General features: G+C 55.1%; 20 protein-coding genes, 1 tRNA gene and 1 riboswitch. Of the genes, 6 read left to right on the top strand and 15 right to left on the bottom strand.

Annotated elements, in window-relative coordinates; genetic code table 11:
* Positions 1–513: 513 nt before the first annotated feature.
* A tRNA-Gly gene (locus FJ695_RS24885) sits at positions 514–587 on the bottom strand.
* A gap of 95 nt (positions 588–682) precedes the next feature.
* Entirely contained in the window at positions 683–1396 is a 714-nt protein-coding gene (locus tag FJ695_RS24880) for an ABC transporter substrate-binding protein (RefSeq protein ID WP_168206481.1), read from the bottom strand.
* Positions 1397–1741: 345 nt separating this feature from the next.
* Here FJ695_RS24880 and FJ695_RS24875 point away from each other — a divergent pair, with 345 nt between their 5' ends.
* A complete protein-coding gene (locus FJ695_RS24875; protein ID WP_141187957.1) occupies positions 1742–2536 on the top strand; it encodes an ion transporter in 795 nt (264 codons plus the stop codon).
* A gap of 92 nt (positions 2537–2628) precedes the next feature.
* On the opposite strand, the gene FJ695_RS24870 is transcribed toward FJ695_RS24875, so the two are convergent.
* The 6 genes from FJ695_RS24870 to FJ695_RS24845 all read right to left on the bottom strand — a co-directional run bounded on the left by FJ695_RS24870 (position 2629) and on the right by FJ695_RS24845 (position 9770).
* Entirely contained in the window at positions 2629–3801 is a 1173-nt protein-coding gene (locus FJ695_RS24870; RefSeq protein ID WP_141187956.1) for a glycoside hydrolase family 3 N-terminal domain-containing protein, read from the bottom strand.
* Between the two features lie 114 nt (positions 3802–3915).
* Positions 3916–5355 (bottom strand): hypothetical protein, encoded by a 1440-nt coding sequence (locus FJ695_RS24865; RefSeq protein WP_141187955.1) that lies wholly within the window; start codon positions 5353–5355, stop codon positions 3916–3918.
* Between the two features lie 24 nt (positions 5356–5379).
* Positions 5380–5850: a hypothetical protein gene (locus tag FJ695_RS24860; RefSeq protein WP_141187954.1), complete on the bottom strand. Its 471-nt coding sequence runs from the start codon at positions 5848–5850 to the stop codon at positions 5380–5382.
* Positions 5851–6488: 638 nt separating this feature from the next.
* Positions 6489–7766 (bottom strand): caspase family protein, encoded by a 1278-nt coding sequence (locus tag FJ695_RS24855; protein WP_141187953.1) that lies wholly within the window; start codon positions 7764–7766, stop codon positions 6489–6491.
* Between the two features lie 148 nt (positions 7767–7914).
* Positions 7915–8463: a YigZ family protein gene (locus FJ695_RS24850; protein WP_141187952.1), complete on the bottom strand. Its 549-nt coding sequence runs from the start codon at positions 8461–8463 to the stop codon at positions 7915–7917.
* 170 nt (positions 8464–8633) lie between these two features.
* Positions 8634–9770 (bottom strand): 2'-deoxycytidine 5'-triphosphate deaminase, encoded by a 1137-nt coding sequence (locus FJ695_RS24845; protein ID WP_141187951.1) that lies wholly within the window; start codon positions 9768–9770, stop codon positions 8634–8636.
* A gap of 127 nt (positions 9771–9897) precedes the next feature.
* Positions 9898–9977: riboswitch (SAM riboswitch) on the top strand.
* A 43-nt stretch (positions 9978–10020) separates the two neighbouring features.
* Here FJ695_RS24845 and FJ695_RS24840 point away from each other — a divergent pair.
* Both FJ695_RS24840 and FJ695_RS24835 read left to right on the top strand, forming a co-directional pair.
* Complete coding sequence (locus FJ695_RS24840) at positions 10021–11220, top strand: O-succinylhomoserine sulfhydrylase (protein WP_141187950.1); 1200 nt, start codon at positions 10021–10023, stop codon at positions 11218–11220.
* A 23-nt stretch (positions 11221–11243) separates the two neighbouring features.
* Entirely contained in the window at positions 11244–11870 is a 627-nt protein-coding gene (locus FJ695_RS24835; RefSeq protein ID WP_141187949.1) for a DUF3885 domain-containing protein, read from the top strand.
* A gap of 37 nt (positions 11871–11907) precedes the next feature.
* Here the strand turns inward: FJ695_RS24835 and FJ695_RS24830 are convergent, their stop codons facing one another.
* Positions 11908–12519: a LysE family translocator gene (locus tag FJ695_RS24830; RefSeq protein WP_141187948.1), complete on the bottom strand. Its 612-nt coding sequence runs from the start codon at positions 12517–12519 to the stop codon at positions 11908–11910.
* 88 nt (positions 12520–12607) lie between these two features.
* On the opposite strand from FJ695_RS24830, the gene FJ695_RS24825 reads away from it, so the two are divergent.
* Positions 12608–13501, top strand: coding sequence for a LysR family transcriptional regulator (locus FJ695_RS24825; RefSeq protein WP_141187947.1), 894 nt, complete (start codon positions 12608–12610; stop codon positions 13499–13501).
* A 2-nt stretch (positions 13502–13503) separates the two neighbouring features.
* Here FJ695_RS24825 and FJ695_RS24820 read toward each other — a convergent pair whose 3' ends face one another.
* Positions 13504–14112 carry a CDP-alcohol phosphatidyltransferase family protein gene (locus FJ695_RS24820; protein ID WP_141187946.1) on the bottom strand — a complete coding sequence of 203 codons (609 nt, stop codon included), beginning with the start codon at positions 14110–14112 and terminating at the stop codon, positions 13504–13506.
* A 146-nt stretch (positions 14113–14258) separates the two neighbouring features.
* Here FJ695_RS24820 and apaG point away from each other — a divergent pair, with 146 nt between their 5' ends.
* Positions 14259–14660: a Co2+/Mg2+ efflux protein ApaG gene (apaG, locus tag FJ695_RS24815; protein ID WP_168206480.1), complete on the top strand. Its 402-nt coding sequence runs from the start codon at positions 14259–14261 to the stop codon at positions 14658–14660.
* 20 nt (positions 14661–14680) lie between these two features.
* On the opposite strand, the gene FJ695_RS24810 is transcribed toward apaG, so the two are convergent.
* The 3 genes from FJ695_RS24810 to FJ695_RS24800 all read right to left on the bottom strand — a co-directional run bounded on the left by FJ695_RS24810 (position 14681) and on the right by FJ695_RS24800 (position 16706).
* Positions 14681–15088, bottom strand: a complete 408-nt coding sequence (locus tag FJ695_RS24810; protein ID WP_141187944.1) for a hypothetical protein — start codon at positions 15086–15088, stop codon at positions 14681–14683.
* A gap of 152 nt (positions 15089–15240) precedes the next feature.
* The gene (locus FJ695_RS24805) at positions 15241–16320 is read right to left on the bottom strand and encodes a S9 family peptidase (protein WP_141187943.1); all 1080 of its coding nucleotides are present in this window, start codon (positions 16318–16320) and stop codon (positions 15241–15243) included.
* A gap of 14 nt (positions 16321–16334) precedes the next feature.
* Positions 16335–16706, bottom strand: a complete 372-nt coding sequence (locus tag FJ695_RS24800; RefSeq protein ID WP_141188918.1) for a tellurite resistance TerB family protein — start codon at positions 16704–16706, stop codon at positions 16335–16337.
* Between the two features lie 258 nt (positions 16707–16964).
* Between FJ695_RS24800 and FJ695_RS24795 the strand changes: the two genes are divergently transcribed.
* On the top strand, positions 16965–18623 hold the full coding sequence (locus tag FJ695_RS24795) for a lysine--tRNA ligase (RefSeq protein ID WP_141187942.1): 1659 nt from the start codon (positions 16965–16967) through the stop codon (positions 18621–18623).
* Between the two features lie 86 nt (positions 18624–18709).
* On the opposite strand, the gene FJ695_RS24790 is transcribed toward FJ695_RS24795, so the two are convergent.
* Entirely contained in the window at positions 18710–19618 is a 909-nt protein-coding gene (locus FJ695_RS24790) for a thermonuclease family protein (protein ID WP_141187941.1), read from the bottom strand.
* An 18-nt stretch (positions 19619–19636) separates the two neighbouring features.
* Positions 19637–20275, bottom strand: a complete 639-nt coding sequence (locus FJ695_RS24785; RefSeq protein ID WP_141187940.1) for a helix-turn-helix transcriptional regulator — start codon at positions 20273–20275, stop codon at positions 19637–19639.
* Positions 20276–20382: the final 107 nt, after the last annotated feature.

Here is a 20382-nt window from a genome sequence, read left to right as displayed (position 1 = left end):
CTTCAAAAAAAAACGTCGAGCATCGTGAAAAATATCGAACCTATGTGGTCCGGCTTTTGGACACCGTTCTTCCACTGCTTGAGGCAAGGAAGTACTTGCACAATCAAGCAACTTCAGTGAGCACAAAAATCTGACACGGTTGCGCAGCATTGGCGGCCCAAATCCGAAAGGCGAAAGCAATGGCTGCCCTTGGATGCGCATGGTCGATACGGTCGACATTTGGGGGGGTGCACGAAGGTCCGTCCCGCAGGGCGCGAGATTTATGGTGCTATAGCGGAGTGTCATGACGCGAGGAAGCTCGATGAGCTAGACGCGCTCTTCTATCTTGGAGGAGAGCAACACCATCCCGAATACTATGAATAAATGGTCGGAGACGTCGACAGAAAAATAATACCGTTGCCAATCCCAAGAAGATAGAGATTCGTCACCAAAAATGCAGAACGTGAAAGGGTGCCAATTGCTTCCCCATAAAACAGGCGCATGATCATTAGCTAATTAAGTCATTGAAATTATTGGAGCGGGTGAGGGGAATCGAACCCCCGTCTTAAGCTTGGGAAGCTTCTGCTCTACCATTGAGCTACACCCGCGCAAGCCACATCACCTCAGTTGGTGAATACTGCGCTGTTTGATTTCATCTATCATATCAAATTCGAGAAGCAAATTCGCAAACGTTTGGGTTTGTTCAATTTGCTGGATTTTGATTGTCCAGAACATCCCAAGAAATGCCGGTGGTTGCGCGATAGAGTTCAGATAGTTTGCCGTTTGCAGCCAGGACGGCAAGGTGTTGTTCGACCAAGTCTTTCAAGTCGCGGCGCTGCTGCGCATATCCGGCGTACCCGCGCACCACGGCCACGGCAGGGCGTAAGACCTTGAGGTTCAGATCGTATGTTTCAATGACATATTCAGACCAATAAAGATCTTCTAGCAGCAGATCTGCGCGTCCGGATTCCAGCATACGATAGGGCGTGATTGCCGCCTCCTCCTCCAAAACGGGGGTGTAATCCACCTGTTCTATTTTCCAGCGGGGTTCGAAATCTCGAATGATCGCAGGGTAATCATATCCAGCGATCTGCAAAGCCCGTTTTCCCTGATAGGCGTCCAGGCCAGAAAACCGCTTTTCTTCAGCATTCGCGGGAACAACTGCAGCAATAATCCAATGGGTCAGCGCTGTGCTGCCGAGCAATATGCCGTCTTTGGCGGTATCGGCTGTCAGCCCCATATCCATTTTTCCACTGCGCAGTTCGGCTTGGCAGCGGATGGGGGGCTTGTTGAAGAATTCTGCGTGTAGTCCAGCATTGTGGAGAATGTTTCGAATGAGCTCCGTCACAACCCCTTCGGCAGCACCGGCTTCATTGATCGCGTAATATGGCGGCCAGTTTTCAAAACAAATCCTCACCTGATTATCTGCTTTTGGAGCGGTCGTTAGCGCGAAAACATAAACTGCGCATAAAAGAGTGCGCCATCTAACCACAGTGTTTTCTCTTCCGCGTTGGTGAGTGTTCAAAGGGATTGTTCATGCGGAGTTTTAACATTCAGAAAATGTCAAAAGAATGCAGTCTGCATTTAAACTAATAGTCTGAAAGACTAAATTCCTTCCACGGCAAATACGGCTCCCAGTGCAAAAAGAGCGGCTTGAAACCTGGCAAATGTTGACGCCCACTCTTGCATCCCAGCGGAGAAGTCGCCATGTTCCGCGCGGCGCAAGCGCCACCAGGCGATTTCAGAACATTTAGGACGGACAATGCGGGATCTGGTCAAGGCCCTCGTAACCTCACGCAAATGGGAATACTGGATCATCGGCATCATTGTCGTGAATGCGGTGACCTTGGGTCTGGAAACAAGTCCGGCGGTCATGGCCGTCGCCGGTCCGCTTCTCCTGACACTCGATAAAATCATCCTGATGGTGTTTGTCGTTGAGCTGGCTCTGCGGCTCTATGCCCATGGTCTGCGCTTTTTCAAAGATCCATGGAGCTTGTTCGACTTTGCCATCGTGGTCATTGCCGTCATGCCAACGTCCGGTTCGCTATCGGTCTTGCGCTCCTTGCGGATCTTGCGCGCTTTACGCCTTATTTCCGTGGTGCCATCACTGCGCCGGGTCATCGGTGGGCTGGTTGCTGCCTTACCCGGCATGGGCTCGATCATGGTGCTGATGGCGCTGGTGTTTTATGTCTTTGCGGTGATGGCGACTAAGCTTTATGGCGCAACCTTTCCGGAATGGTTCGGCGACATCGGTCTGTCGCTCTATACCCTGTTCCAGGTGATGACTTTGGAAAGCTGGTCGATGGGCATCGTCCGGCCGGTGATGGAGGTTTACCCACTGTCTTGGCTGTTCTTCGTGCCATTCATTCTGTGCACCGCCTTTACGGTTCTGAACCTCTTCATCGGGATTATCGTTTCGGCCATGCAGGAAGAACATGAAGCCGAAGCTGACGCCAACCGGCAGGCGATCCACGATGAAACGGGTCAGATCCTGGAGGAAGTCAAAGCGCTCAGGGCTGAGCTGAAAGAGCTGCGGCAGCAGGCCATGACCCCGTAAGGTGGAGCATGGGGAACGCTTGCCAAGCGGCAGGTCTGTGCGGCTATCTGGAATGAACCGCGGTCAGCTGGGTCATTTGAACGGATCAAATGTCAACCGGCCGGTTGCGGCTGGGGCGTGAGTTTTCGCTTCAGCGCTTTTATACGTGTGACTGACCGGTCGATCTGATCCTCCTTAAGTCGGCCGTCTTTGACCGCAGCGGCAATGGCCGCATTCAGCCGATCTCCCAATCCCGGATCAAAGCGCTCGAAGCTGGAAAACAGGACAATATCGTTGCCGGCCGCCAGCGCCTTGAGCGCGGCTGCTTCAATCGGAAAATCTTTAGAGACAGCCGTCATCTCCAGATCATCGGTTATGAGGACGGTTTCTGGTCCAGCGGCCGTGCGCGCCGCTTGAATACCCTTCTGTGACAGGGACGCGGGCAGGGTACCTGCATCAGAAAACCTTTGGTGCACCAGATGACCCATCATGATCATATCGGCGTGCCCCATTTGAGCGAGCGCCTTGTAAGGGGTGAGTTCTTGCTTCCGCCATGTGCTATCGATGACTGGTAGCCCGTGATGGCTGTCCACGGTTGTCGTGCCATGACCCGGAAAATGTTTGAGCGCTGTTGCGACACCAAGCGCTTGATGGGCTGTGATGAAGCCAGCTGCGCAGCGGATCACTGTTTCCGGATCTGCGGAGAAGCTTCTTTTTGATTTGCCGATGACGGGATTATCAGGATTGAGGTTGAGATCGACAACAGGACCGAAATTCACATTGATATGATGGTCTGGCAGAACTTGAGCATGGCGGTCGTAGTAGGCGCGGACGGCCTCTTTAGAACAGTTATCCGTTTTGCGGGAGAGTTTTTCAGCGGAAAGCCAGGAGGCGTTACCGCCCAGGCGGCTTAAGCGCTGAACACGCCCGCCTTCCTGATCGACCGCAATAAAAACTGGCACACTCTTATTTTGCCGTGCCAAATGCTGTGTAAGGACTTTAAGCTGTCGGCTAGTCTGAATATTGCGGGATAGCAGCATCACACCGCCGATTTTGCCATCGGCGAGTTGCGCGGAGACGGCCTTGACGCCGGGGTCCTTAGGTTTGGTCCCGTTGAAACCGACCATGATCAAGTGCCCGATTTTGCGTTCAAGAGCGCTGGTCGCAGGTCTGTCCAAAAGGAGAGTTGCCGGCGGCTCACCTTCGTCCAATGTGAGCCAAAGACCGCCAAGAAGGGTAAAGATCAAAATCAGGGCACTGATCAGTGCGCCTGGGCGGGTCTGCATTGTGACGTCTCCCGGAGGGCGGATACATACGGAGCAACGTCCGGATTACACATCAGCTTACCGTGAGTGGGGGCAATCAAGAAAGATTTGAATGCGGAACGAAGTGGCTTCCCGTCATTGCCCGGCAAGATAGGTCAGCGTTTTCAGGCTGGGTGCAAAAAAGATTGCCAGGCCCTTGTACCGGATGAAGTCGGAGAGCGGCAGTTTTAACGGCGCCACCCCGTTTGTTGAGGGGATGTAGCTGGTGGTTTCCGCCCTCGGTTTGTCCCGCAACCCGAACATCATGTCTTGGCGCCGGTTGCCGCGCCGGATCGTGTCAAAATGATCGCTGAATTCCGTCCGCTGGATCCAACGGAGCACGGTGTAGAACTGTTCGTTGATGCGGGCACAGGCAAACACCCCGATCAGGCCCCGGTCTTGGCCGTCGTCTTCTGTGCCTTCCAGCGGCGGACCATACGAAAAGCCGCGCCGGACAAGGCGGGGAGGGCCGGCGGCGAACCGGCTCTGATTGGCCGCGCTTAGAGCCTGATCCCTCGGATTGCACACCCGGATATGCGAATGCAGCGGCGTCGTTTCGCCATCACCATCATTGGCATATCCAAAATCATTCGATAGATCTGCTTGATCAGGGCTCTCATTGGGATGTGTTGCGAGTGCCGACCCGTTGCGCCAGCGCCCCATCAGTTTTGCCGCAAGCCATTCCTCCGGATCGGCTGATCCGCTTTGAGTTTCGGCGGCGGCGCGATTGTCCTTCAGGAACCGGTTGAAGGATGCAACATCCTGATAAAGCCAAGCCAAATTCAAATACGTGCCATCACGGACAAAGTCGTTCCATGGTCCTGGGTTCACTGGGTTGGTCGGATAGGTTTCGTTGCTATAGCCCAGCAGAACTTCCCGGAAGTCGACCTTGCCGGGTTCTCCGATGTCCTTCCAGTCAATGTCGACCTTCGAAATACCGTCACGAAAGCCAAAGTGCAGAATGCCCTTATGCGGGATTTTGCCGGAAAGCGCCTTGTCTTGAAATGATGGAAACTGCCATTCTGTAAGGCCGCTCTCCGCGGCGGCTGTGCGAATGGCGGCCAGCTGTTCCGTTTTTTGCGCCTCGTCAGCGAAATAACACAGCATGGCAATATGGAAAGCGGATTGATCAGTGTCTGCTGCCCACCAGTTTTCTGGCGTGTTGAGCCCATTCAAACTGAGGTCGTCAACGGTCGATGGCGCATAGGGCGCATTGTCTTCCCGGGTGAAGAAAGTTTCCAGATCCGTGCCGATAGCATCGGGGTCAAGTCCCATGGTCTGGCTGTTGCGGGCTTTTAACAGCAGCGATGTGCCTTGCCAGTTGAAGGCGAAGTGATAGACCGGAGCGAGCGGGCTGCCGCTGGTATCGGCATAAGATCCTTTTGGTGCCTGCCCGCCATTCACGGTGGACGCCCAATGGCTCAAGAAGGATTGAGCCGCAGAAGGGGAGCCGATGCGGAACAACAGAATAACCCTGTGTTCGTGCCGGTAGCGGGTAATGAACAGGCTTTGCACATTTTCCGGCTCCGGTCGCATTTTCGCCTCCCCCTCGGTTTGAGTTTATTCGGCAGCTTCCGCGTGGAGTGCGCCGAGCACGTCTTTCACTTCGGCATGGTCATAGGCCGAAAACAGCCAGCCGGATTGGTCTCCGTTCATGTCCTTCGCACCATCCGTGGAGAGGCCTAATGTGCGGACATTGGCGTTTTTCGAAAATTCGAAGAAGGCGGCCGGATCGGTGACATCGGGCACGCCATCGGCGAGCGAAAAGATCTTGGCAAAAACTGGTGTCAGTTCGCGGCGAAAGAATTCAGTGTATTCGCGGTGGCCACCGTCATACTCGGTGATGACCTGGATATATTCATTGTCGCCAATGACAGCGACACGCGCAAAATGCACCAACTTGGATTTTCTGAGTGCTGCCTCGATCAAAGGCTGAACGTGCTCAGCAAAACTATTTTTGAGGTCTTCGAGTGCCGCGAGAGTTTGCGGATCTTGCTTGATCTTCAGGGTCAGTGTCAAAGGATGTGTCATAATTCCCTCCCTTGTTGAACGCTGCGGTTTTGGGTGCCGGTTGCCTCACTGTATGGGAGGCGGAATGCGCAGCGGAATTTGGTCTTATGTCAGGCAACCACGTGGATCTCCTGGCGGAGACGTGGAGCGGGTGCTGCCGGTCCTGGGACGCGGGGCTATGGTAATGAAGTGTTTTTAGTTCGTTTCAGGCGTTCCATTTAGGAGCGCAGAGTATGTGCAATGCTATATATTTCGAATTCTTCTCAGTTAGAGAAGAGGCGGCGGCAGTGCTGGGTTAAGTCTAAAAAATGTCAGTATTGATAAGCTAAATGTTCGTGATAGGCGTTTGTGTTCTCACGGTTAGTTGTCGAAATTATTCAATTAATAAATTACCGCATCTCTACTTTTTAATGCATTCCGTAAGGAAATGCAATTGAAGAGTGTGTTTGGATAATGTCTGACGAAGAGGCGACCGGATATGTTGCTGGTCCGGCAGATAATATTATTTCAAATAGAAGTTTTGGCGCCTGGCCAACTCGCGAGCAGGGGCACGGGAGATAGGCAATTGGGCTAGCGAGCATTCCCGGAGGACCAGGAGTTTCCTAGCTCAAGCAGACTACATGGCCTGGTTCGCGCACAACGCGTGATGGTGTGTCGAACTATCTGCAGTGCAGGGCTTTTTCGCGGGCAACCAGCCGGGCCACTTCCCGCCTTTCAGCCGCGCTCAAGGGGATGTTGCCTGCAGAAACGCCCACCCGGCAGCCTGCATTGGAAAATGTCTGGCGGCCGCGGGCGCTTCGAAAACAATAGCCGTTGCGCGCAAATATGGCGTTCCTCTCATACCAGAGGCTGTCACAGCTCTCTTGCGGCAATGAACCTCTGACGCCGACAAAGCGGATCCACTTGGAATGAGCCCAGCCGACCGCCCCGGAAGCTGTCCGCACATTAAACCAGACGCCCGCTTGTCCCAGAACTTGCAAAGGTGTTCCTTCCGGCATTTTGAGGAGCCTTTGTGAAGACGACGTTGTGCCGCTGCGCAGGGCCAGAAATCCATCGCCGTTGGGGTTCAGACCGGCGACTTCATAAGGAAATGCTGTTTGATCAAATTGCTGGGGCTGCGGTATACGCTGCGGCTGCGGGGACGGTGCTGGAAGCTCGCCAATTGTGCTTGGCCGGGAAGGCTGCACTCCGAGATAAATCCGTTCAATCAGCGATGAATTCTCCCAGGGGATCTGGCTGCTGTTTGTGGCTTCGACGACACTGCGGCGGACCTTGCGCATCACCTCATGAAGGTCATCGTCCGCGGAGGGCAGGTATTTCAAGAGGGCTGTTGTAAACGGGCTGTTGCGGCCATCGCCATCCAGCGCAATGTTGCCGGGCTGAGTTGAAAAAGCGATGAACGAGCCAACTCCAGCGTCCACTTTGGCAAGGCCGCGGGCAAAACCGCCGATCGACCGCGAAGCCGCGGAAATGGCAAAGGGATTGTTGCGGCAGGCATCCAGAATGACAATGTTGCGGTCTGCCTTGCTTTCCATCTCCGCCAAAATGGTCTGAAGTTTGACCGAAGTCTGTTTGATGGTGTCCGCATCTTCTCCATGCGCATCTACCGGAATAATGAAATTCTCAGCGCCAATCTGAACCGCATGGCCTGCAAAATAGAAAAGGGCGATGTCATCTGGCGCAAGGGATTTCCGCGTTTGTTGTGCAAGGCTGAGGATTTCAGACCGGCTGAGGTCGGTGCCATAGAGGACCCGGAAACCTAAGCGATTGAGCGTTTGTGCGATGTCGGTCGCATCCTGTGCAGCGTTGGGCAGTTGGGAGACGTGCTCATAGCGCGAGTTGCCGATGACCAGGGCCACTTTTTCGCCCGAGACTGCAGCCCCTACGGAAAAGAGGGAAATGAGGATCCATAAAACCAGATAGCCGAAACGTCCCACTTGGCCACTCCCACACACGTGACGGTGAGGAGTTTTTGGCACCACACCGCCGATACCTGCCTCGTGTTGTGACAAGAGTATATCACACTGGTTGTAGGGTCAGGTGTTTATCGCAGGCGAAGGTGATGATTAGTTGGCCAGGGTGTGTCTAAATGCGTGCCAGATCATCTTCGGGCCCCTCCACCGTCAGATTTACACCTGTTTCTGTATATTCGCGGGCAACGACACTCAGTCCTAGAATAACGATTTGCCGCTCTAACTCAGAGCTGGACGCAAAATTGGCGCTAACTGTCTTTGTCACAAATTTTTGGAACGGGATCAGCTCTGCATTGCTGATAGCGTCTTGGGCAGCGCCCGAATACGCGCGGGCCAGTCCGCCGCCGCCAAGTTTGGTGCCACCGAAATAGCGGACAATCAAGACCGCGCAGTTGATCAGCTCAGCCCCTTGAAGAACACGCAAAGTCGGCATGCCGGAAGTCCCGGCCGGTTCGCCATCATCTTTGCCGCTTTCTTCAATTCGGCCATCGTCCAGGAGGCGTCGGTGGGCGGTGACGATGTGGTTGGCCTTCTTATGCTCCTTGCGCAACTCCTCCAGCCGGGCTTCGAACTGGCCAACTGGCACAAGAAACGCCAGAAATCGGGATTTCCGGTCCTCCAGAAAACCTTCGAATTCGCGGGTGATGGTTTTGAAGGGCATATTGGCGCGTCATCCCGCACGCAGCGAAAGCGAAGATGCGGGATCGGAGAGCTGAATGGATCGTCTATAATCCGCGCCCATTCGGCCGATAATTTGCGGCCTGCCGATCCCGGGTCGCGCTTCGCTTGCCCAGGATGACATTAGGACGGTTACGCATAATGGAAGGCTGATCACTCAACTGCCCGAAAATGCTTCGACAGCTTCAGTGCCTGGCCCTGGTAGTTAGAGCCGATGCCTTCGCCGTAGAGTGTTGCCGGACGTTCGGCCATATGTTCGTAAACCAGACGCCCAATGGTTTGGCCGTGTTCAACGATAAAGGGCACATCGTGGGAGCGAACTTCCAGAACGGCCCGGGAACCGATGCCGCCTGCGCCTGCATGGCCGAAGCCCGGGTCGAAGAAACCGGCGTAGTGAACGCGGAACTCGCCCACCAGCGGATCGAATGGCACCATTTCAGCCGCATAGTCCGGCGGTACGTGGACCGCTTCCTGGCTGACAAGAATATAGAACGCATCCGGGTCGAGGATCAGTTCGGCGTTCTGGCGCCGGTAGATCGGTTCCCAGAAATCGAGCGGGTCCTGTGCACCGACTTTATCAACATCAATCAAGCCGGAGTGATGTTTGGCGCGATAACCGACCAGGCTGCCAGGGCCGGTGCCTTCCAAATCAATAGACAGCTGCACCCCGCCGCCAATCCGCTCATTGCCACCGCTCATCAGGGTTTCTGCCTGATGGATGTTCTCCAAATCGGCATCCGGGATCAGGGATTGTCCACGCCGGAAGCGGATCTGGCTGAGCCGCGAACCGGAGCGCACCAGGATCGGAAACGTGAGCGGCGAGATTTCGGCATATAGCGGGCCGGTATAGCCAGCTGGTATGGTGTCGAAGGCCTGACCGTTGTCGGTGATGACCCGTGTAAAGACGTCCAGACGGCCGGTCGAGCTTTTCGGATTTGCGGTTGCCGAAATGTCGGTTCGCAGCGCCAGGCTTTCCTGCAAGGGAACGATGTAGACGCACCCCGTCTCAAGAACCGCACCCTCTTGCAGGTCTATTGTGTGCAACTTCAGCTGCTCCAGCCGGTCGGCCACTTTAATGTCCGGACCTGGCAGAAAACTTGCGCGCACCCGGTAAGCAACAGACCCGAGCCGCAGATCCAGGCTGGCCGGTTGAACCTGGCCGGTGACCGGTGGCATTTCAGAGGAAATCTCCTGTGCCGCGAACATGGCGTGAATGACGCGCTCGGGCAAAATCCCGCTGGCCTCAAGCAGCGCGCTTCCGGTGGTGGCTGGGTCCGCTGTAACGTTCATCAATTCATCCTGCACTCGTCGTCTACCGTCCTTAGCGGATGCAGCGGGTCAGGCCAACAGACTTTCTGCTTAGATCGAGGAAATCCTTGGCTCAAGATTGACCAATCCGCCGTTTTCGCTTAAGTGAAAGCCAACTCGTGGTGATTTGGGCCGGCCGGCTTGCAGCCACGTTAAATAAGTCGCTAAATAGGCCGGAGGTGCGAACCCCGGTCTTGAGGCTGGGGTTTTTTCGTTTGGAGCGAATATCGACATGACTGACACCAAGAACACCGCCGGAACCAACTGGCGCCCTGCAACCGCACTCGTTCATGGCGGCACCACCCGTTCACCGTTCGGCGAAACGTCCGAGGCCATGTATCTGACCCAAGGGTTTGTCTATACCGATGCGGAAGCCGCCGAAGCCCGATTCAACGGTGAAGACCCAGGATTTGTCTATTCGCGCTACGCCAATCCGACTGTGGCCATGTTCGAAGACCGCATCAAGATGCTGGAAGGTGCAGAAGCCGCAAGAGCGACCGCGAGCGGCATGGCGGCTGTCAATCTGGCGCTGATGGCATCGGTCAAGGCAGGCGATCATGTGGTCGCCGCCAAGGCGCTCTTCGGGTCTTGCCGCTACATCTGTGAGACTTTGTTGCCGCGCTTTGGTGTTGAAAGCACGCTTGTTGACGGCACCGACATTGAGCAGTGGAAAGCAGCAGTCAAGCCGAACACCCGGGCGCTATTTTTGGAGAGCCCGACCAATCCGACGCTGGAAGTTATTGATATTGCAGCCGTTGCGGAAATTGCCAAGTCGGTCGGCGCGCGTTTGATTGTCGACAATGTGTTTGCGACGCCGATGTTCCAGTCGCCACTTGAGCTGGGCGCGGATGTTGTCGTCTATTCCGCGACCAAACACATTGACGGGCAGGGGCGTTGCCTCGGCGGTGTTGTTTTGTCCGATGAAGAGTGGATCACCGAGGAGGTGATGCCCTTTGTCAAACACACTGGCCCGCATATGAGCCCGTTCAGCGCCTGGGTGCTCTTGAAAGGTCTCGAGACCCTGCCGCTCCGCGTGGCTCAGCAGACAAGCAGCGCCGGTCAGATTGCTGATTTCTTAGCCGGAAAAGCGAAGGTCAAGCAGCTTATTTATCCGGGCCGGGACGACCACCCGCAGGCGGATGTAGCCAAGCGCCAAATGCGCGGCGGTTCGACCATGCTGGCGCTGGAAATCGAAGGCGGCAAGGAGGCGGCCTTCAGGTTTGTCAACGCACTGGACCTCATCAAGATTTCCAACAATCTGGGGGACGCCAAAAGCCTGATTACTCATCCGGCCACGACAACCCACCAGTCGATCGGGGAAGAGGCTCGCGCTGAGCTCGGCATCACCGACGGCATCCTGCGCCTCTCCGTCGGATTGGAAGATCCGCAGGATCTTTTGGAAGACGTTGAGAAGGCCCTGGCGGCGATTTAAGTCGTAACCGGGAGAGTGACCTGTTGTCGAAGAAAACTGCGCAGCAAGAAGTGTACGAACGCTTCCTCGAGGTTTTCGGAATAGAGTGCCTACCAGGCGGTCTGTTCTATCAGTTTGAGCACAGCCTCAGGTTCGAACTAGGTGATCCATTGAGTATGGATCAGCCGATAAGGCGTTTTTTGCAGGCGCATCGAAGATCGGTGAAGATAGCTGAAACGGTGTTCGACAAACCCGACAATCTGTACGCTCTTGTTGTCGGCTATGGGACAGACGGAGAAGTCTATTCGAAGTTCAAGTGGCTAAAGACCGTCTTTCCAGATTTTCGCAAGAAGACATATGCGCGAAAATCTGAAGGGACGTCTGATGAGGTGGATGAGTATTGGTACTTTCATCCTATAAGAAGTCGATGGGAAATCGCTGAACTTCTTTGGCTGGATTTGGCCAGGGAGGTCCCGGTCGAACCATCGGCATCGAACACACGAACCTATATTGTAGATTTCGCGAATGCCGTCATTTTACACGCCTATGACGACAGAGGACTCGATCTCGTATCAATGCAGCGCTCTGCGCTTCTAAAGCCTTATAAAGAGTTACGCTCTTGGCTGCTCGATTACGACATTGAAGCGATGGATCGAGCTTTCGGCCCTTAGCTGATCTGCATCGGCGATATTAACCGCCGCTTCCGCGTCACTTCGCGGCAGACAACAGTCCGGCAGCGGCCATCAGCGTTCCGCCGCCGGCCCGGTTGAGCAACTTTGGATGCTGCCGTAAAAAGCCGAGCAGTTGTTTGGCGCCAATGGCGTAGATCATGACAAACGAAAAATCGAGTGCGGCCATGGTCGGACACATAATCGACAGCTGAGGTGCAAAAGGTGCCGTTGGATCAATGAATTGCGGAAAGAACGCTGTGAAGAAAACCAGTGCCTTGGGATTCCCAAAGGCAACCGCAAAACCGCTCGCATAAAGGCGCGCTGGATGGATGGACGGTTCCGGAGTACCCGGTTCCGGCAAGCTGGGCGCTGAGCGCCACATCTTTACCGCCATATAGATCAAGACCGCCACACCAGCCCATTTGATGAGTTGGAAGGCGAATGCTGAGTTGGCAACGATGACGCCCAGGCCAATGGCGACCAGAAGCATCTGAATCATGTTTGCCGAGATGTCACCAAGCGCGGTGAATAGCGTTCTGCGAGTGCCAAAACGCAAGGCATGAACCATACCGAGCAGGATGCTCGGGCCAGGTGTCATGGTCAGGATGAGGGAGGCAGCGACAAAGGCCAACCAAGTTTCCAAAGGCATAATGAGGATCGTCCAAGGAGATTGCTTTTTTTGATGACTTATGGAAATGAATTGAAATAGAAAAATAACCTCAAGTTATATCAAGCCGATGAACTCACAGGACATTCCCCTCGTTGTCGCGCGCGCGCTTCGGTTGATTGCGGAGACTGGGAGCGTATCGGACGCAGCGCGGGCGCTGGGCGTGACTCAACCGGCCGTCAGCAAGAGCATCGCCCAATTGGAAAAACGATTTGGAGTTGCTTTTCTTGTTCGTGGATCGCGGCCTCTGACTTTGACGGATGAGGGGAGTGCGCTGGCGCAATATGCCCAGCAGGCCGACTTGTTACAGGACAAGGCGTTGCGGCATCTGGACGATGTCCGCAAAAACCGGACCGGTACCGTCCGCCTTGGGTCTTTCGGATCGTCCGCGTCCTTTCACATCCTGCCAAAACTTCTGGGAAGCTTCGCGCTGAAATTTCCGGGCATTGCTGTCGAAATTCTGGAGTTTCCGGACGAACAGCTTCAGGCGGTTTTACGCGAAGGCGGTGTTGATGCCGCGATCTTGGCTGATCCGGATGTCGAAGATCTAGAAATTGTTCCACTGGCCGCAGATCAACTGGTTGCTTTGGTGCCAGATCATCACAAGCTGGCTGATAAGGTGGCAGTTCAGGCCGCAGATTTTGGCGTGGACCCTTTTATTCTCACCAAAGGCGGCAGTGCACCGCTGGTAGAAAAATGGTTTGCCGTGGCCGGAATAGCACCTCAGATCAGTCATACGATCCTGCAAGTGAATTCCATTTTGGCATTGGTCAAAGCGGGGTTGGGCAACTCGATCATCGCTGAGCTGGCAGTGCCGGAACATCCGGTCGGCGTGCGAGTCTTACCCCTGTCACCCTCCGCGCCGCGGTCGATTGTTTTGGCAAGGCGGGAAACGGCCCCCAGATCCAAGGCAGCTCAAAGTTTCTGGCAGTTTTGCGAGAGCCAAACGCTGGCTGCGCGCTGACTTTAGTCTTTCAGAGCGTGGTAGCTGATCAGGACGCGCGCGCAAGCCGAGACGGCGCAGATGGCTGCGAACGTCCAGGCGAGAACCGGAAACCAAGCAGGAAAAAGAGCCATCAGCAAAAACAGCGCGATGGTTTCTGTGCCTTCTGCGAGCCCGCCCAGGTAATAAAGCGATTTGACACCGTGCCGGGACGTCGAAAGCCGTCGTTTTTCCGCCATGATGGCAAAGGCGAGAAAGGCCGATCCGTTGGCGTAAAAACTTGCTAACAACGCGGCTGCCGGAAGTGCATTGGTCTCTGGAGACAGGAAGGCAAAGGCAATCGGGATGGCGCCATAGAAGAAAAAATCGAGCGTGATATCCAGATAACCGCCGAGATCTGTTTTTTTGTTTGCGCGCGCAACGGCCCCGTCCAGTCCATCGAAGAACCGGTTCAGCGCAATCAGGATAAATCCTGCAAATGTATATCCATAGGCGATTGCCACGGCGGCCAGAACACCAAAGCCGAATCCAGTGATGGTAATTGTATTCGCGCTGACGCCAACACGGGCCAGGTGCAGCCCGAACATGGTCAAAGGTGGATTTATCAGCGGGCGAATTCGTGCGTCTAACATGTATCAAGCGTCTTAGAGAGAGATTGTTAGGGCGTTAATGCGAAATCCGGCCGCTTTTCACAAGCCACACTCTTTCACGGTTGCGTCAATCGCCCTATAAGCCAACTTAACACGGCCCTTGGGCCAGATTGTCAAAAGGATCAAACGTGTCTGGCAGTTATCGCGCCATCACTCACAGCATCGAAGTCTCCGTCGAGCCGTATTACCTGGATGACGAGTCGAAGCCGGAAGAGCAAGAGTACATTTGGGCCTATCTGGTCGAGATCCACAATGGCGGAGATCAGCCGGTGCAGCTTTTGAGCCGGTATTGGATGATTACGGACGGCTTGGGTCGGCTGGAAGAAGTTCGCGGCGAAGGTGTTGTCGGCGAGCAGCCGGTGATTGAGCCTGGCGAGACCTACGAGTATTCGTCTTATTGTCCGCTGGCGACAGATTCCGGCATCATGGCAGGCTCTTATGAAATGGAGCGGTCGGATGGATCGACCTTTCAGGTCGAAGTACCTGCCTTTTCCCTGGATCTTCCAGACACGATCCGTAGCTTAAACTGAAGTTACAGAGCCAGGTCTGGTCAAATGCTGACCAGGCCACCGGCAAAACCGATCAAAACCCACAAGATCCACTTGCGCCGGTTAAAAGCAGTGAGCAAAGCAACTGCCAGCGCAGCCATCAGCGCATAGATTGCGTGGCCAGCGAGCCCTGTTCCGATGACAATCGCGAAGAGGTCCGGATCCCGGTTCTTCGCAAGCGGATAGTGGTACTCGGCGAACATCACCAGAGACACTGCCGCAACACCGATCAACCATCCAGAGAAAGCGATCAGCATCCGGGCGCCCCAATTTGGTTTTTTGGGTAGCGGTTTTGCTATGAGCCTGACCGGGCGGTCTGCGGAATTTGCTGCCTTTCGGGAAACCTGCTGCTGATGGCGCCTTAAAGGATAGCGCACAGTTGCTTGATAGCCCGGTGAAGGCTTGTTCATTCCCGTCTCCGCCCTGACTGTTTCCAGCTTCTGAGGCGTCATAGCGGGCCGCCGGTTAGGGGCGGGTAAAACCAATCATTCAATTTGGAGCAATCGGTGCGAAAGCACCGTCTGTTCTGATTTCAATACTGAATACTGGAGCTTGAGCGAAGCTATTGCCGTTCTGGCTTGGTTTCCTGAGCGCGCTGATGGATCCAAGTGAAAATGGTATCCATCGCGCAAGGAGTATAGGCTTCCCGCCCTAAAGCGATAAACGCAAATTCGGCCCACACCGGCATCTGATCGGGACGCTGATAATTGAAAACGCTGGCGCGCAGCAATCCGTGGGTGGCTCCGGCAACGACTTCGAAACGGTTCGCCGGATGGGTGTGCTCTAACAACGCGCGATATTGGGCCGAGTTGAAATTCGGATCGACGTTTAGATCTTCGCTGCCGTGAACAGTGAGGAAAGGTTTGGTCGCTGTTTTGAGCGGTACAGTAGCGTTGGACCGCCAGTTTTTGCGGACAAACTGGTAGCGCTGTTCAGACATTGGTGACGGCGAGATTTTTGATTGCCGGTACGCTGTGTAATCTGCACCCTCTCCCAAGAGGGTCTGGTTATGGGCCGATTGTTTGCGGATTTCGGCATCAATATTTGCTGACGAAATTCCTTCCGCCTCCAAGCGCTTGCGGGTGTAATACTGGCCCTGCCGCTGCCAATCAATGGCGCCGCCAACAAGCACCAGAAAATCAGCCCGTCCTTTTGCCTGCGCAAGGTGCGGCAAAACCCAACCTGCTTGCGAAAAGCCCAAGAATCCAACGGCGGAATTCTGGATCTCCAGAAGAGACGTCAAACGCTCAAGCGCTGCCTCGGCAAGGTCTGCGCGGTCTTGCATCGAAAAATCCAGCCAGTCGCCTTGGCTAGCGCCGACCCCCGGCTTGTCCCAGGAATAGACTGCGATTCCGTTGTCGAGTAGCACCCGGATCAGCGGCAGATATCCGCCTCCGGAATACCGGTCTTGCGGCCCGTCACCGTGGACAATCAAGACAACAGGCGGATCTTTTCCTTCCGGCCGGTGCAAAGTGCCTGAAACATTGAAGCCATCGTATTCAAACGAGATCGGCTGCGTTTCGTACCCGGACAGATCAAAGTCGCCGAGTCCGGATAAAAACAGAAAGCCAAAAAACAAAAGTGCCCCTCCGACGAGGGACACGATGGACCAAAGAAAAAGACGCCGTCGTGCGAAACGCACGGCCCTCTGCTCCCTTAGGCTGTCCTGTGGCGGGCGATTGCGCCACGCTCGATGGCGGCAACTGTGAGTTTGTCGAGGCCGAACCGGTCGCGCAGGAGCTGAAGAAGGCGCAGTTCTTCTTTTTCAACGTGCAAATCAGCTGCTGCGACTTCAACTGCCAGCGCATAGGCCGTGTCGTAGAGTTTGGGCGGCAGGATGTCGCCGACAAGTTCCAGCACCAGGAACAGGCCGTTGTCTTCCTGCAGGATGTCGCCGCAGCGCTGAGCTGCCGGAATGACATTGTTCGGATTGTAGTCCTTGAACACCGGCAGGGTTTTGATCATGTCGCCGATCGTTGCCAGCTCGTTGTCGGTCATGGAGTTATCGGAGGCCGATACAATCACCATGATGTAGATGAGGGCTTCCTCGATGCTGATCGGGTCTTGTCCTGACACTTCAAAAATCTCCTTCGCCGCTACCGGGCATTGTTTGCTGCCCCGATGTAGCGGCTCAAAGACGCCGCTTCAAGCATGTTGCGGCCGACAATTGATTGACGGCGGGCTTGCTCTTTTCTAGTGTCGCGCCGCAATATGCGGGACAAAGGCCTAAAGTTTGCCGGTTTCTCCCGCTTTTCTTTCAAAAACAACTGAAACGATCTGAAGAACATGACCGACCAATCCCTGTCTCCGCTTGACCTTTCGCAAGACTTTGTCGAGGCGGCCGCCAAATCCAAGGCCTGGCCATTCGAAGAAGCGCGAAAACTGGTCAAACGGATCGAAAAACGGGATCCGCAGAAACCGGTCCTGTTTGAAACGGGTTATGGTCCGTCCGGTCTGCCGCATATCGGCACCTTCGGCGAGGTGGCCCGCACAACGATGGTGCGCACGGCATTCCGCGTTTTGACAGAAGACAAGATCCCAACTCGGTTGATCTGTTTTTCCGATGACATGGACGGGATGCGCAAGATTCCGGAAAATGTGCCGGACAAAGCGGCGTTGGAGCCTTACCTGCAAATGCCGCTCACCGTCGTGCCGAACCCGTTCGGCGGCGATTATGAGAGCTTTGGCCACCACAACAACGCCATGCTGCGCCGGTTCCTGGATACGTTTGGCTTTGATTACGAATTCGCCAGTGCGACCGAGTACTACAAATCCGGCAAGTTTGATGAGATCCTGCTACGGGCGGCAGAACGCTATCAAAAGCTGATGGACGTGATGCTACCAACGCTTGGGGAAGAGCGCCGCGCGACCTATTCACCGTTCCTGCCAATTTCACCGACCTCCGGCCGGGTGCTTTATGTGCCGATGAAAGAGGTGAACGCCAAGGACGGCACGATCAGCTTCACCGATGAAGACGGTCAGGACATCACACTGCCGGTCACAGGCGGCAATGTGAAGCTGCAATGGAAGCCGGACTTTGGTGCGCGCTGGGCAGCGCTTGATGTCGACTTTGAAATGTTCGGCAAGGACCACGGTCCAAACATGGCTGTTTATGACAAGATCTGTAAGGTTCTCGGCGGAACCGCGCCGGAACATTACGTCTACGAGCTGTTTTTGGACGACAAGGGTGAGAAGATCTCCAAGTCGAAGGGCAACGGCCTGTCGATTGACGAGTGGCTGACCTACGCGCCGACCGAGAGCCTGTCGCTCTACATGTTCCAGAAGCCGCGCACGGCAAAACGGCTGTTCTTCGACGTGATCCCAAAGGCCGTCGACGAGTATTACACGTTTGCCCAGAAATACGCGCAGATGCCGGTGGAGCAGAAACTGCAGAACCCGGCTTGGCACATTCATTCGGGCAACATTCCCGAGATTGAATTGCCGGTGCCGTTTGCCATGCTGCTCAATCTGGTGTCGGCCTCCAACGCGCACAGCAAGGATGTTCTCTGGGCCTTTATCTCCCGCTATGCACCTGGTGTGACTGCAGACACCCATCCGGAACTGGATGCGCTTGTAGGCTACGCGATCCGTTACTTTGACGACTTCGTCAAACCGAACAAGTCCTTCAAAACACCGGACGATGTCGAGCGGCAGGCGCTTGAGCAGCTTGACGCCAAGCTGGCCGATCTTCCAGAAGATGCCGATGGTGCGGCGATCCAAGATGCGGTTCTGGATGTCGCCCGTGCGATTGAGCGTTACCAGGATCCGAAAAAGAAAGGCCCGGATGGCGGCCCAGGTGTGTCAGTGGCCTGGTTCTCTGCGCTGTACCAACTGTTGCTGGGCCAGGAAAAGGGACCGCGGTTTGGGTCGTTCGTTGCACTTTACGGTATTTCTGAAACCCGCGAGATGATTGCCAAGGCGCTGGCCGGAGAGCTGTCCGCTTAACGGCCAACTCTTTTTGAGATGAGAAGTGGTAAACAGTGGCGGCTGATCTCTGATCGGCCGCCATTCTTTTTATGATGCGCCAGTAGCTATTGCTCAGGCAATTCGTCAGTCAGCAGGTCTTCTTCAGGAACGGGGTCATCCAAAAGGGTCGTTGCATCGCCTTGGAACGTGCGAAGGCTCCAGTCGATGACATCAGGAGCAAGATCTTCAGCCGTGAGCGGTTCCTGACCGGTTTGATCGGCCCAGTTGCTCTCCGGAAGGTCGGAATACCAGTCGGTCTGCCATTGTCCGATTTCTTCCGCCTTTGCTTCTTCGGCCAGTTCTTTCAGTCCCTCTGGCGCAGTGTCTAGCGGTTTTGCCCAGCCAAAGCGGACAAGTTGTTTGCCCAGGTCAATTTTTCCCCGTTGGCATTCAGCTGTGATTTTCTGAGGGGCCAAGTCTTCTTCTTTGGAACAAGTCACTTTGAACCGCCGGACAAGCCCGCGTAAAAAGGTCCTTGCCCGTGTGCCACACGGCCACGATGCCCCCATCTCGGTCTTGCATGTCGCGTCCAGAGGCAACGGGTCGATATGTGCGAGCTTCACCGTCAATTGCCCGGCTTTTAGATGCCCACCGTCCAAAACCTCGACATGGACCAGGTTCAACGGCCCCTCTGGAATCGGTTCGACCGGAGGGTTCATGAGTTCCAGGAAGCGCTCGGAAGGTTCAATCCGGGTCAGGTTTCCGGTGACTTCTGGCGCAGAAACACCTTCTGGAGATACGTCCCGGATTTCATCTGGTGGTGGGACTGCTGACGTTGCCGTGCCCGCTTGAGCGGTCGCGGGTTCTGACTGTTTTGTGGATGGAGCTTCCACTTTGGTCTCAGCCGCTTGTGGCGCATCAACCCTGCCAGATGTGTCTGGTGGAGGCGGCGGATCGGCAAGGACCAGCCAGGCGACTGTGCCACCGAAAGCGCCGACAACGGCAAGGGGGATCAATAGCGGGCGGATCTTCATATCCGGGTCTCAACCCTGTTACTGGCTTGCCCAAATGATACGGGCAGTCCATTCGATTGCCGAGTGTTCAAATGCAATCTTCTCAGGCTTGTCCCCGATTGTCTGAACGTTCAATCTCTCCGGCGTTCGCTGAAGGAGAGTGTAGACAGCAAGGTGGTCCTCGGAAGGTTTTATGATAATCCGGTCGCCGCGGCTGACCGCAGAAGATGGCGCAACGATAATAACATCGCCTTGCCTATAAAGCGGCAACAGGTTGTCGCCGGAGACTTGCAATGCAAAAACGCTTTGGTTATCCGCTGCCGGAAACGTCACTGTCTCCCATAGCGTCCCCTGCGGTTGGCCGGTGGGATCGAAAGCAGCCTGCTCGGTAACATCCGAAAGTCCAGCGAAGGGTACCTTGGGAAGTGCCGGCGATGTTACTCTGTCCGGTGTTTCAACACGTGCCGCGAAGCTTTTTAATCCTTCGCCCGTTGCTTCCAGGATTTTTGCAAGGGACTCTGTGGACGGCCAGCGCGGGCGTCCATCTCCTGCAACTCGTTTGGAGCGGTTGAATGTGGTTGGGTCGAGGCCAGCTCGCCGCGCTAAGCCTGATGGCGACAAGCCATTGTGAGACGCCAAAGCGTCAATCGCCGCCCAAACTTTTTCATGCGACAGCATTCAGGCCATCTCCCACAATGCATCAAACAGGAATAAATCCCTTTTTCTGGAGTATGGAAGGTGATGTTTTTTTCGTCAAAATGCAAATACCGCGGCAAAGAGCGCTA

The sequence above is a fragment of the Labrenzia sp. PHM005 genome (assembly GCF_006517275.1).
In the GTDB taxonomy this organism is placed as follows: Bacteria; Pseudomonadota; Alphaproteobacteria; order Rhizobiales; family Stappiaceae; genus Roseibium.
This window is presented reverse-complemented; position numbering and strand designations above follow the sequence as displayed.